Genomic DNA, 12,844 nt, shown 5'->3' on the forward strand with positions numbered 1-12,844 from the left:
GATTCGGGAATGGAGCGTCGCGGAGGTTGCAAAAGTTCACGTCGATGACGATCCGACCAACGGGATGTAACGATGGCTCCGACCGCGTACTGCAAAATGCAATGGGAACGCGATCTCATTTCGGGCTGACACCTGAGTGCCCTTATCTCCATCCATGGAGCTGTCGGACATTGCCTCGATTAAAGGCAAATCCCAACCAGCGGATGGAGGTGCTCAGGTTGCGTTGAATGGCCGCCTCGCCGATCGCGGACCGTCTATTTCGCCCGGCAGGAATCATTCAGTGACAGGGAGGCGAACGACTCGCTGGCTCCGGTCTGTGAATGGCTGCTGACTTACCTGAAGCTGGCATGTCGCCGCCTATCGGCGAGCGTCCGCAAAGGCCGAAATCCGGCTCGCGATACGCCAGCATCTTCGGGGCGGGTACGCAGTGTGGTTGGCTTCGCCGTGGAATTTCCTCAACGTGAGGACACGTGCGCAGCGGCGCGGTCACGAGGCTTCTTCTGCCTGCCAGTTTGCACCGCTTGGGTCAGCAATGCCGATATTGAAGCGGTCAAGGAACGCAGGAAGATCTGGATGATCGATGAGTGGAACGGAAGTGCCTCGTTGAACCAGACTTGCGCGATCGCCGAAGAGGGCGACCGATACCGAATTTGCGAAACGTGACTGAAAATAGATGCCGTCCACCATTGCGTCATTGTCGTGGAGGGCAGCACTCCATCTATTCGGGGCAAAATAGTCGGGCGTCGAGAGAACCTGTGTGTCGAATCCGAACTGCCAAAGAGGTTGGGTCAGATCTGCGAGACGCAGGGTGCGTGCGATCTCCATTTCCAGTACAGCGACGCAGCGATCCGTGATGGCTTTCTCATCAATGACGTGCGGCATTCCGGCATCAACATCGCGGAAACGCCCACGCATCAACGTTTCGGCCATGCAGGCTTCGAAGGAAGACGCGGCATATAGAACGCCGTATTCGTCGCTCGGTGCATCGAACCGAAAGACCGTGGAGGAAGTCGAGCGACGGTTGTAATAGACCGGCTCACGATGTCGCCAGTGGATTCGCAACAGTGTCGTCACCGAGAGGTCGATCTCTCGGACAGGGATCCGGGCAGTACGAAAGCCGGGAGGGGGCAGGGGACATGGATCAGGTAATTCTTCGCGAAGCTCGTCGATCACGACGCCCCCTGTTCACCGCCAACTTCCTGGAGCGCCAGATCCACAACGCGAGCCAGAGATGCATTCGAATTGAGTATGACGTCCGCCGGCGAGCGCCCATCCAACTCCTCCCGCTTTGAGCGCATAAACGAATGGATAGACCATGAGTTCACTCTCGCAGTCACAAACGGCTCGAGCACTGCCCTCAGTCGTGAGCCTTCAGCGTCGAACTGCCATTTGGGATAACGAAAACCGCGCTCCTTACCTGCCGGCAGCAGCGCGTACAACGCTCCCTTTTGACGGTCTTCGTTGATCGCGCGTTCGTTGCGCCCCGCGTAGTCGCGCGCGTCCAGAAGCGTCAGATTGTCGGGATTTCGATACTCTTCAAGGGCGACCCGACGGCCGCGAACTCGGGCCGCCGCAAGTGGATTCACAGTTCCCGTCGAAAACAACTGAGTCGCATAATGGGGATCGTTCCCGACGCCGCCATTAACGACTTTGTCGAACGCGTCCGTGAGGTAATCGATCACCTCGGGCCGCCCATCAGCGCCGAGTGCTCGGGCCGTGATCGCCGCCAATTCTCGGGTCGAAATCCCGCTCGTGGCTCTCATATTCCCTCCTCAGTCATGAAATACATGACGTTCATGACCTAGTATGCGCGCTTTGTTAGGCTGACGCAATGTGCGGCCGCAGTGCAGAGTTCCTGCTGCGACGAAGGACAACAGACTGCGGCGACGCAAGTGTTCTCCGATCTATCTAGCCCGCGAGCCTGCGACACTGCAGGCGATCCGTGTCGGCAAGCAGAGGGTCTCGACCGCAGCTTGATTCGAGAGGTCAGAGAAGTTCGTCCCTACCACGTGGTAGCGCGAACGATCCAAATAAGTAAATAGTTTCCGGAAAGTTGATAGATTCATATATGTAAAGTTGCCAACCAACCTATTGGAAGAAGATAGCAGAAACGTCTCTTCCGACTAGGGAATTAGTATCATTTGGCCTATAATGAAGAATCAAATGAACCAGATGATCCTCGATCAGTCGCTGACCTATCCCAGAGGTGTCCCATGCTGCTGGTGTCGCCCGAACAGATTGCCGCGGTGATGGCGCTCACGCGCATCCCGCACTCGGTGGCGGAGCTCGACGTGCAAGTGCGCGAAGGCTTGCCCAAGTCGGCCTTGAAGGAAGGCGTCGAGCACGCGACGCGCAGCGCCGAAGAGCGCCGCGCGCTGCTCGCGCGCATCGTGCCGGAAGCGACCTTCAAGCGACGCCGCGACAGGCTGAGTCCGGACGAGTCGGAAAAGACCGAGCGGCTCGCGCGCATCGTGGCGACCGCGCGCTACGTATGGGACGACGAGACCGATGCGCGGGAATTCTTGAACACTGCGCATCCGTTGCTCGAAGGACGTACGCCGGTCGACGTCGCCTTGACCGAACTCGGTGCGCGACGGGTCGAAGAACTGCTGTGGAAATTGTTCTACGGGCTGCCCGCATGACGCTCTATATAGAGGGCACCGCGGATTACATGGAAGCAAGGATTGGCACTCGAGTTGAGGTGCGTGCCTGATGCGCATTTTCCGGATTGCCGACTGCCGCCATCCTGTCTGGAGCGGGACGGGCGCGATGCTGGTCGGTGGCCGCTTCAACAGTCCCGGGCGTCCCGTCATCTACGGCGCGCTCAATTTCGCGGGGGCGATGCTCGAGGTGCTGGTGCACGCGCGGATCGGCAAGGTGCCCAAGCACCACGTGTGGGTCGAGGTCGATGTGCCCGATGACGTGTCTATCGAGCGCGTGGAGATTGATGATCTGCCGCCCGGGTGGGACGCGCCCGATGCGCAGGTCGCGCGCCGCTGGGGCGACCAATGGTTCGACGAGGCAAGGTCGGCCATTCTCGTGGTGCCATCGGTGGTGGCCCGGGCGGAATGCAATGCCGTGGTCAATCCAGCGCATCCGGATGCCGGACGGCTGGTGGTCTCTGCGCCGCAGCCGGTGGTGTGGGATCAGAGGCTGTTCGTGACTGCGCCGGCCGCATCGCCCGAATAGGCTCACCGTCGGTCCTTGCAATGACTCGCCTTGTTCGGACACGTTTGGAAGCCACTCGCTTCCCTTTGACTTAAACGAGAGCCCATCGCGATGGCCAATCAACCGCAACAGCTGACCCTGCCGCTGCCGCGGATCTACACCCGCACGGATTTCACCGCGCTGCGCGCCTTCGTGCAGCGGCTTGCCGGCGGCGACCATCGCGCGGCTCTATTACGATCCGGAGCGCTCGCCGCACGCGGCCAGTGCCGAGGCGATGGAGCGGTTTTTGGGCACCATGCGCGATGACCTGGTTCATCTCGCGCTCCTGCATGGCTCGTCGGTCCTAGCCGATCATCTACGAGCGTCGATCAAACAGCACGGCAGCGCGAAGCTCACGGCGATGACCTTGCGCATGGTCGAGCAGGCGTCGACGCTGGCGGCAGCCGTCCCGCACCTGACGCATCCGGTGCATCTGTGGTTCCGGCCGTTGATCGCGCAGCGCCTGAACGGGGAGGGGATCGGCACGCTCGGCGCGCTAGTTGACTACTGCAATGCGCGCGGCGGTAGCTGGTGGCGGTCGGTGCCGCGCATCGGCGCCTTGCGCGCGAGAACCCTTGTCGCGTGGCTGCGGCGGCATGAAACAACGCTCGGCGTGAAGGTCGCCGCGGACGTCGATACGATGTCGTTGGTGCCGGCGGATTCGAGCAGACCCAAAAGCGGCGATGCCGTCGTAATGATCGGCGGCCATCCCGGGGAACCGCAGCTGGCGCCCTTCGAATATCTTGCCGTGCCCGCGGAGTTGTCAGGCGGGGATGGGATACACCGCGGTCCAAATCGGGCGAGCAGTTTTGCGTTCATCCGCGCCGACCATGACCTGGCGGCCGTGCACGCGTACTTGCATCGCTACCGCGATCGCCCGACGACCTTGCGAGCTTACACGCGTGAGGTCGAGCGACTGATTCTCTGGAGCGTCGTGGTTCGGCAAAAAGCGCTGTCGTCGCTCACGGTCGAGGACTGCGAGGCCTACAAAGACTTCTTGAAGGCGCCGTTGCCGTCTTTCATGGGCCCCAAGCGACCTCGCACCAGCGGCCGCTGGCGCCCGTTCACGCAAGAGGGCTTGTCGGGCGACAGTCAGGCGTGCGCGGTGCGCGTGCTGCGAGCTGCCTTTGCGTGGCTGGTCGAGGTTCGCTATCTGGCCGGGAACCCGTGGAGTGCGGTGCGTGAACCGGCGACCGTGACGCGGGAAATGTCGGTGCAAGTGCACCGAGCGCTGCCGGCCAAACTATGGGCTCAGGTGCGCAAGGCGCTCGATGCGGTTTGCGAAGCTTTCGGTGGGACAGGCCCGCAAGACGATGACGAGCTCCGGCAGTGGCGCGCCGCGCGCGCGGCGGTTCTTCTGATGGGCGATTCCGGGTTGCGGCGTGCGGAAGTTGCGCTCGCGCGTCGGGAAGACCTGCGGATCGCTGAGGTGCCCGAGGAGGGGCGAGCGTCACGCAGCCCTTCGTCGGGTTCGCCACCGGAAGCACCGCCGCCGATAACCACGCAAACGCCGTCGCGAACGATGCCGCGATCGACACCAATGAGTTCGATCGACCCCGGCCGCGGACACCCGGCGGTGTGGACACTGACCATCATTGGGAAGCGTCGCAAGCAGCGCACGGTGCCGGTCAGCGGGGCGACGATCGGCGCCCTGCGGGCACACTGGGACGACCGGGGGCGTGACTTCGACGCCCCGCGCGCTCACGGATCGCTGATCGCGCCGCAGTGGATTCCGGGTACGCGCGCCGCGCTTGATCGGCACGACGTAAACGCGGAAGAAGTGCCGTACACCGTCGACGCCTTAGGACGGCTCGTGCGCACGGCGGTGCAACGCTTGAGCGCGCAGACCGCTGCGCTGGCCGACTTCAGCGCGGACGACCTGGTGCAACTGGCGAACACGTCGGCGCATGCTTTTCGGCATACATTTGGGACACGGGCCGTTGCACGCGAGATGCCGACCGATGTCGTCCAGGCGATCCTCGGACACGCGTCGTTGCAGACCACGTCGATTTATGTACGGGCAGAGCGGCGACGGATGCTCGAGGCGGCCGCGCGATACTACGCCGATGACGAAACGTGATCGAGCTCAAAGCGACGCAGATGAGCCGTTCGGACTCTTTCTCGGCGTTCGTTAACGCTAACGATAAAAAGGAGCGAACGTGCCTGCCACTATCACCGATGTACTTTCCACGCGTAATGGCGAAATGGAGTTTCATTTCACAGTCAGCGATGGACAACATCGAGATGCATTGATCGCCACCTTGACAATGAGCGAAGCTGTTGCCATTGCGAATGGCAAGGATAGCGGCGACGTGTCATTGATGTGCCGCGTCATCGTCAAGACGATTGAACATCAGTCGCTGGTTGGGCAAACTTTCGGCGATGCGGACTAGTTCCCGGTTTCGGGAGGGACTTGGCTCGGCAAGATTCGAGCGCGCTGATGAGTGAAGGCCGAGCCTTGCCAGACAAGGCCTGTATTTTGCGAATAAACCGCGTCGCTGTTTCCAGCTCAGGGGACAGACGTTACCGGGCGTCAAAGTTACCTGCGCGGTTCAGCAAACTCAACGGAGGCGAATCATGAATGACACTCGACGCCGGCTTGGCGAATGGCTACCGAAGGACGAGGATGATATCGCGCGATTCCGGGAAGAATTCGCGCGTTACGCTCACGAGCGCAGTCGCCAAGCGCAGAGAACCGGCGTGGTTGAAGATCTCGCCGCTTTCATTTACCAGGATCCGATCGTCCGAATGGATCTCGCTCGTGCGATTGCGCAAGCACGAGATGCCGGCTTCAGACTTGGCTATGCGAACATTGAGGAATTGCTTGTCCTGCTCGATGCAATGCTGACCTATGCCCCGCCATTCAGCGAGTCGAGCTTGATTCATTGCCCTGTCAACGCATTACTTGACTGGCCTATGGTGATGCCCTCCGGCTACGCACTTTTTCGCGATCCTGCCTTCAACGCACATCTCAAACAGCTTCTGACTGTTTGGTCTGGTTTTTTGAGTGGGCCGCACTCGCGCACGCATTTGAACACCGCAGCACCCGAGGGCTGGTTCAGTCGGGAAGCGGATCAGAAGATCGGCTTATCGCAGTTTCTGTGCGACCCGAACAAACCTTACTGGGGCTTCGCCTCTTGGAACCATTTTTTCACGCGCGAATTCAAGCCTGATGCCCGGCCCGTTGCGCAGCCGGATAACGAGAAGGTGATCGTGAGCGCGTGTGAAGCCACACCGTACTACATCCAAAACGACGTTAGCCTGCAGGACTCGTTTTGGATCAAGTCACAGCCCTACTCGTTACTTGAGATGTTCACGGCGAAGGAGTCCGATCTCGCGCGCCGATTTGTTGGCGGGACGGTGTATCAAGCATTTCTGAGTGCGTTTTTCTACCATCGCTGGCACGCGCCAGTGAACGGGACCGTGACGAAGGCGTATCTGGTTGACGGCACCTATTATTCCGACGCCGATGCAGAAGGGGAAGATCCCAGTAGCCTGAACGACTCGCAAGGCTACATTACCGCCGTCGCGGCACGTGCCATTATCGTCATCGAATGCGACGACTCCGACATCGGTGAGGTAGCATGCATTTTCGTTGGAATGGCAGAAGTCTCGTCATGCGTGATCGAAGCATTGCCTGGGCAGCGTGTGCGCAAGGGCGACGAACTTGGCTACTTCCAGTACGGCGGTTCCACGCACTGCTTAATTTTCAAGCCTGGCGCTATTATCAAGTTTGTGCCGCAGCCGCCCTTCGACGACAAGGCGGCACCTATGAAGGTCAATTCGCACCTGTGTACGGCGCGGTGATGAATTAGATCGCTGGTTTTCGATGTGGCGTTCCTCGGAAAGGATCACGCGATACAACTCCTTCGTGAGACCCTGAAGGAAGAGAAGGCAACAGACTAAAAGTTGACGTTGTTAGCTGGACAAGAAGTGTCCGAAGAGCAAGCCGGGAGGAAGGTAAGTAGCTAGCCGAAGCGCGCGCCGCGATCCTCCGTGGGACGCGGCGCGGTCTGATCTTCTGGGGAATCGCCAGAACTACGCCGCCGCAATGGTCGGTTGGTAGTCCACCATCTTCACGCAATGTGCGACCGATCCGTCAACTTGGATGAACGCAGCGTGAACATGACGAGAGCTTCGATGGCATTCGTCGCTGGTGAAACGGAGCGACGACGTATGTTTCAGTTAATACTGTCGCCGCCTCGATACTGTCTTGGGTAAGAACGCCGTGGCGTCGAATTTGCCGTAGCCCACACGTAGACCGCATTGAAAATGTCACCGTCGCGTCAATGAAAGCGACAACTGCAACGCGTGCGGACCGCCGGCGGCCACAGAGCCGTACGGAGGCAGGCTTTGTACCGTGCGAAATAATGTCGTCACCGGGCGGCGTCTTGTAAGCGCAGCTCCCTCAGGCGGGATCCGCGAAGCCGGGTACGGACGTGCCGACGCGTGGGCGAGCTTTCTCGGGGCAGGGCCTCCCTTGTGCCTGAGCGGACCGGCGCGGGCAGCAATCCGTCGAGCGGATAAGTACTGATCGTTTTAGCGGTGTTGGCGAGGTAGGATGTGCTCGTTCCAAGTTACGTGAAAGGCGCGAGTCAATGGCGCGAGGCGTGTGCAACTATCCGGACCATGAAGTCGCGCAGATTACGTCGCGGCTGGAAGACGCCATCGCGCTCCGTCGCCGCGCTTCGCGCTCATCAATTGGCGCGCTTATGGACGGCAGGCCGCCTCTGCAGGCCGGTCCGAATAGCGTGGAGCTCGCGTTGCTCGCCGCACTTGCCCAAACTTATGGACCGACAATCTTCCGCGATGAAACGTTCGGACCGGTCCTCGACTACATCGCAGAACGCGGGGCCGTGGGTCTGGTGCAACGCGTCCTGTGGGAAGAACGGCCGGCAGACGTGGTTGCTACGCGCCTGCACAACGCCCGCGTTGCGTTCGAGATTCTTTGCGGCACTTGGCCGGAAATTTTCCTGGCCCAGGCGATCGCCGAGCTGAAACGGCTCGGTGTCTGCGCACCGCGCTCGGACGTCCCGCCCTTTGATGCTTGAAAACTCTATGATCGCGCTAACACACTTTGCTAATAAGCAGACTACTTTGCTGGGTTCACAAGTCCGAGGGCACGTGCGAGGTCATTGACGTCGACCGGGAGGTTCGCCGATCCGAAGCAGATTCGGGTTGCACCTGCGAAAACGCCCGAATGATCACCGTGCCGAAGCGACCCCGCCGACGCTTCGATTGCGTGAGCCTCCGGTATCGATTTGCGTCCCTCCTTCATCCCGCCGTTACCGCACTCGCACGCTATGCCAGACTTCATTAAGACCGTCTCCTGAGCGATCTCCGGGCTTTTTGTCCATCAGGCCGCGATACAGGGGCTTGCCCTGGAAAGCCCACTGGTGCTCACCATTGGGAGCAGGTAGCAACGTCAGCGCGCCGGATGGCTTATCGCCCGGCGCTGCGAGCGCGGGCGGAAAGTTTCTCGCGCAGTCGCCTTCGCACGATTTCGCATCCGGCATCCCCTTTCCCCCAAATATGTACAAGGTCATGCCTTGGTCGTCGACCAACATACCGTCTCTTTCGTGTGGCGCTGCTGCCAGGGCCGGTGTAGCGGCGAGAACTCCAGCGAGGAGTGCGAGGAATGTGAGCGTTTTCATGGTTCAACCTCCTGATCTGACGACCTGACACAAGGCAGCAACGCCCGGTCTATCGTCTCCGAAAAGACCATCACAACGGCGCCATGACGCGTAGCACGGGACGCCCGTCAACGTTCTTCAGCGGGAAATACGCATGGTGGGTGGCGGGATCGATGGCAACGACATGCGCGTTTGGTCCGAGCGGGCCTTCGCCGATTTTGGCGACCGTAGAGCCTTGCACACTGAAGACAGAGACAATGCCCGCTTCCCCAGTCACATAGAGTCTGCCTTGTGCAGCATCAAACGCCAGGACGTCTGGGTCTTTGCCGATGTCGAACGACTTCACAACGCGGCGAGTTCCCAAATCGAACACAAGCAGCTTGTCGTTGCCCTGACAGGCGACAAAGGCCAGCTGATCTTGCGAATCGATCAACAGTCCATGGTTCTGCTCGGCTCCCTGAAGCGCATGGCGGGCCACGATCCTGTCGACCGCCGGGTCGATTTCGACGAGTTCGCTGCGCGATTGGACGTTGACGAAGATATGATGCGATCGCGCATCGTATTGTGTATTGCCAACGTCTCCACCGAGCGCAATGGTCGCGACGCGTTGATTGCTTTGAACATCGACGACTGTCTCAGTACGACCGGTCTCGTCCGATGCGTAGAGCTTGTGCACCTCGGGTGCGTAAGCCATGCCGTCCGGGTAGTGGCCCCCGGGCATGCGCGCGACTATTTTGAGCGTCGTTTCATCGATGGCGACGATTTCGTCCGTTCCAGTCGCCGACGCATAAACACGCGACATTTCGGGAATCGCGAGCACGCCATGAACCGATGAAACCCCAGGAATTCGTGCGACGACTCGGGCAGCGTTCACATCAACGACAATCACCTCCCCGTCGCCGAGGTGAGCGATGAACAGCAGATGGCGGTCAGGATCGTAGCTTTCGTAGTCCAGGCGACTCGCACGGCCCGGCAATGGGATATCGGCAATATGCGTCAGTGGCAGGCGGTAGATCTCCTGGTCCGCGGCAGCAGCGTGCTGGACCACCTCGCGCAGACCCACACCAACCGCGGGCAAAACGAGAAGGACAAGGAGCGCCAGGACCGGCCGGCGATAGCGCCAGCGTTGCAACGCTTTCATATGAAACCTCCCACTGCATGTCGCCACCGCTGAGCGTTTGCGTGTCGGTGGCGTGGCCTGCACATCGCTGCAGCGCTGCAGCGCTATCGGGCGCTTGCGCTCTGCGCATCCAGGGCCGCCTTGACACCCTTCGCCAGATCGACGGCCTTGCCTTTACCCCAGTAATGCAGGAACAGGATGCGGGGTGTTTCGCCCGTCATATGCTGATGGATTGCGACGATATTGATTCCCGACGCGCGCATGCTCTTGAGCACGGTCTGAAGTTCCCCTTCGCGCATCGCGAAATCGCCGTCAACGACAGCTTCATCATCGTTACCAGCGAAGGCCGCCCACGTGTTGACGCCCATTTCGTTGCCGACCGTAACGCCGTGCATGCTGGTCGTTTTTCCGACGACCACCTTGAACATACCGTCCTTCGTCTGGCCTTTCGTGCCGAACACTGCTTCGAGCGGCGCGGCACTGATGCTGTTGGGGCTAGCGATCGGTCCGGGCGAGGCACTTTCAGGGTCGGCGTGCGCCGAGCGGACCTGTGCGATCCGGTCGTAGACCTTTTTAACGCCCTCGGCGAGCGTGGTTGCATCATCGTGGCCGCCGATATGCATGAAGTACACCTTGGGCTGGTCGAAAAAGAAGTGGTTGTGAAGTGCGGTCACTTCCAGGCCGGCATCCAGTGCGGCACTCATCGCCGGATTGACCTCGTCTTCGAACAGCACGGTGTCGCCCATCATCATGCTCTTACCGTGCCGGTCCGACATAAATGCGGCCCAGGAGGTAAGGCCCATGAACGGTGGCATGGTCCAGCCGTCGACCTGGATTTTCACGTCATTGCGCGGCTTTGAAACCTTGAAGACGCCCTCCTTATCGGAATAGGTGCCTTTCAAGCCGGTGATCTGCTCAATGCGAGCCGTGTCTACCTCCGCCTGGGGTTGCGCTTGAGCCTGACCTGCGGCCGCACACATACCGATCGCGATGACCAATGCCTGCGAGAGGCGCCTTAACGATGACATTTGAAATTCCTCCTTCGACATGCTTGCGCAGCGGTCCACTGACTCGTTAGCTCTGGGAGCTGCGGAGGTTTGGGCATCGTTGCCCCGTGCGTTGATGAGATCCATTTCGCTCACGAATTCCATAAAGGCTTAGCCATCCGGTTTAACGTGATGGAAAAGGTAAAGCAGCGAAAGATCGTAGGCGATCTTCAATGCGCCACAGGCGACAAGCGGGGCACCGAGCCACCCGAGCCCCAGAAGTGCCCCTGAGAGTGTGGGCGCCAGCGCCGATGCCAGGCTTCGCGGGAGCGCGGTAAAGCTCGCTGCAGCGGGGCGCTCGGCTGGTGTGACAACCGACATGACGTACGCGCTGCGCGTGGGCACATCCATTTGCGACAGCGCGCTGCGTATGAGAAGCAGCGTCAGGGTCAGCGTGAGCGACGCAGAGAATGCTGCGACGATGAGGCAGACGCTCGAGGGGATATGCGTGAACACCATGGTGTTGAGCAGGCCGATGCGGCGTGACAAGGGGGCTGCAGCAAGTTGTGAACCCGCGCTAAGGAGCCCGGCCCAAAAAAAGAACTGGCCGGCGGCGCCCAGCGACAGCCCGAATCGCTGGATCAACCACAAGGTCATCAGCGAATTGACGAGAAGTCCGCCGGCAAGGGCGTCAACGCTGAACAGCAGCGCAAGGCGCGTGACAATGCCTCGCGATGGTCCGAGCGGCATGCGCGGCGTGTCAATGCTGAATTGTCGAACCGGCAGGCGTCGGTAGAGCATCCAGATAACCGCTCCCGACACCGCGTAGACGACGAACATAATGCGCATCGCCATCAGAGGTAAGACAACCGAGCGGGCAGCGACCCACTCCGGTACCCCAGCCGCAAGGGTGCCGAGCGCGGCCGATAGCGCGCCAACAAGGCTATAGCGCGCAAAGAGCGCGGTTCGTGCGTCACCGGTTGCGAACTCGGCCAGTCTCGCGTGTTCGAGCGGAAGAAACAGGCTCACATCGCCCGAACTCGGATTCAGCGTGCCGACGAACGCCACGACGAGCAATGGCCATAGCGACGATAAGCCGGCAAATGCAACACCGGTGGCCATCATCAGCACTGCCGCGAAGGGCAACAGGACGCGCGACGCAAACCGATTCCCGAGGACGCCCACCAGGATCGTCGCGAAGGCCGAACCGAACAATGTCGTCGTGCTGATCAGGCCGACAGCGAGTTGCCCGAAGCCGAGCGCCAGCAGATAGCCGGGCAGCAGCACCGCGATGAAGCCATCACATAGGCCACGCAGCCCCCGGGCAACCAGAAGAGTGGGGACGCCACCCTGGACGCCTTCGGGCAGGAGCCACGCCGTCACGCGCGACCCGCCCGGCCTGTGCGTCATGCATCTAGGGATGTGCATCATCCTTGCACCATGCATAGAGCGCGTCATAGAGAAGCATGCCGTAACGCAGTTGTTCGTGATCGTCGGCAAACGTGCGCGATAACCCGATGGAGATCGCGTACAGACCTGCGGCTTCCGGCACGAGGTCGAGGCGCCCGGTATCGGCGCCGCGAACGATACGCGCAAGCTTGTGCAACGCGGGATCGGAGAGTTGAAACTTGTCGAGAAAGGCGTCGAAGCTGCAAAGCTCGCCGTGGTGACCCAGTTCGACGTCGGGCACGTCATAGGGCACGGCGTCCATCATGGCCGCGGTGCGCGGGACGTCGTCTCGCAGAACGTACAGGAACTCCGCTTCGGGATCGATGAAACGTTGAACGAGCCAAGGGCAGGCGATACGGTCGACTTTCGGGCGTTCGCGAGTGACCCATTTCATAACCCACTCCTTGTTCGATGATTGAAGCCCGGTGGTCAAGCTCATTCTTCCCTTC

The 12,844-nt window shown here is 60.5% G+C and carries 13 protein-coding genes; 6 read left to right on the forward strand and 7 right to left on the reverse strand.

Annotation, left to right across the window (positions count from 1 at the left end):
* Nucleotides 1–486: 486 nt before the first annotated feature.
* Nucleotides 487–1,173: an RES family NAD+ phosphorylase gene (locus AWB76_RS23785; RefSeq protein ID WP_096031347.1), complete on the reverse strand. Its 687-nt coding sequence runs from the start codon at nucleotides 1,171–1,173 to the stop codon at nucleotides 487–489.
* Nucleotides 1,170–1,763, reverse strand: a complete 594-nt coding sequence (locus AWB76_RS23790; RefSeq protein ID WP_061162602.1) for a hypothetical protein — start codon at nucleotides 1,761–1,763, stop codon at nucleotides 1,170–1,172. The genes AWB76_RS23785 and AWB76_RS23790 overlap by 4 nt, the downstream gene beginning before the upstream one ends.
* Nucleotides 1,764–2,213: 450 nt before the next feature.
* Between AWB76_RS23790 and AWB76_RS23795 the strand changes: the two genes are divergently transcribed.
* From AWB76_RS23795 to AWB76_RS23815, 6 genes are all read left to right on the forward strand, one after another.
* Nucleotides 2,214–2,642 (forward strand): Xre family toxin-antitoxin system antitoxin, encoded by a 429-nt coding sequence (locus tag AWB76_RS23795; RefSeq protein ID WP_061162603.1) that lies wholly within the window; start codon nucleotides 2,214–2,216, stop codon nucleotides 2,640–2,642.
* A 70-nt stretch (nucleotides 2,643–2,712) separates the two neighbouring features.
* The gene (locus AWB76_RS23800) at nucleotides 2,713–3,189 is read left to right on the forward strand and encodes an RES family NAD+ phosphorylase (RefSeq protein WP_061162604.1); all 477 of its coding nucleotides are present in this window, start codon (nucleotides 2,713–2,715) and stop codon (nucleotides 3,187–3,189) included.
* Nucleotides 3,190–3,370: 181 nt separating this feature from the next.
* Nucleotides 3,371–5,287: a site-specific integrase gene (locus AWB76_RS23805; RefSeq protein ID WP_063936386.1), complete on the forward strand. Its 1,917-nt coding sequence runs from the start codon at nucleotides 3,371–3,373 to the stop codon at nucleotides 5,285–5,287.
* 79 nt (nucleotides 5,288–5,366) lie between these two features.
* Nucleotides 5,367–5,600, forward strand: coding sequence for a hypothetical protein (locus AWB76_RS41090; protein WP_157696189.1), 234 nt, complete (start codon nucleotides 5,367–5,369; stop codon nucleotides 5,598–5,600).
* A gap of 184 nt (nucleotides 5,601–5,784) precedes the next feature.
* The gene (locus AWB76_RS23810) at nucleotides 5,785–7,014 is read left to right on the forward strand and encodes a phosphatidylserine decarboxylase family protein (protein ID WP_061162605.1); all 1,230 of its coding nucleotides are present in this window, start codon (nucleotides 5,785–5,787) and stop codon (nucleotides 7,012–7,014) included.
* Between the two features lie 803 nt (nucleotides 7,015–7,817).
* The gene (locus tag AWB76_RS23815; protein ID WP_157696190.1) at nucleotides 7,818–8,258 is read left to right on the forward strand and encodes a hypothetical protein; all 441 of its coding nucleotides are present in this window, start codon (nucleotides 7,818–7,820) and stop codon (nucleotides 8,256–8,258) included.
* Between the two features lie 234 nt (nucleotides 8,259–8,492).
* Here the strand turns inward: AWB76_RS23815 and AWB76_RS23820 are convergent, their stop codons facing one another.
* From AWB76_RS23820 to AWB76_RS23840, 5 genes are all read right to left on the reverse strand, one after another.
* On the reverse strand, nucleotides 8,493–8,861 hold the full coding sequence (locus tag AWB76_RS23820) for a COG4315 family predicted lipoprotein (RefSeq protein WP_061162607.1): 369 nt from the start codon (nucleotides 8,859–8,861) through the stop codon (nucleotides 8,493–8,495).
* Between the two features lie 70 nt (nucleotides 8,862–8,931).
* Nucleotides 8,932–9,981, reverse strand: coding sequence for a YncE family protein (locus AWB76_RS23825; RefSeq protein WP_061162608.1), 1,050 nt, complete (start codon nucleotides 9,979–9,981; stop codon nucleotides 8,932–8,934).
* Nucleotides 9,982–10,064: 83 nt separating this feature from the next.
* The gene (locus tag AWB76_RS23830; protein ID WP_082864519.1) at nucleotides 10,065–10,988 is read right to left on the reverse strand and encodes a DUF1259 domain-containing protein; all 924 of its coding nucleotides are present in this window, start codon (nucleotides 10,986–10,988) and stop codon (nucleotides 10,065–10,067) included.
* Between the two features lie 129 nt (nucleotides 10,989–11,117).
* Complete coding sequence (locus tag AWB76_RS23835; protein WP_096031348.1) at nucleotides 11,118–12,374, reverse strand: MFS transporter; 1,257 nt, start codon at nucleotides 12,372–12,374, stop codon at nucleotides 11,118–11,120.
* Entirely contained in the window at nucleotides 12,361–12,789 is a 429-nt protein-coding gene (locus AWB76_RS23840) for a chromate resistance protein ChrB domain-containing protein (protein ID WP_061162610.1), read from the reverse strand. The genes AWB76_RS23835 and AWB76_RS23840 overlap by 14 nt, the downstream gene beginning before the upstream one ends.
* Nucleotides 12,790–12,844 lie beyond the last annotated feature (55 nt).

The organism is Caballeronia temeraria (assembly GCF_001544795.2).
GTDB classification, from domain to species: domain Bacteria; phylum Pseudomonadota; class Gammaproteobacteria; order Burkholderiales; family Burkholderiaceae; genus Caballeronia; species Caballeronia temeraria.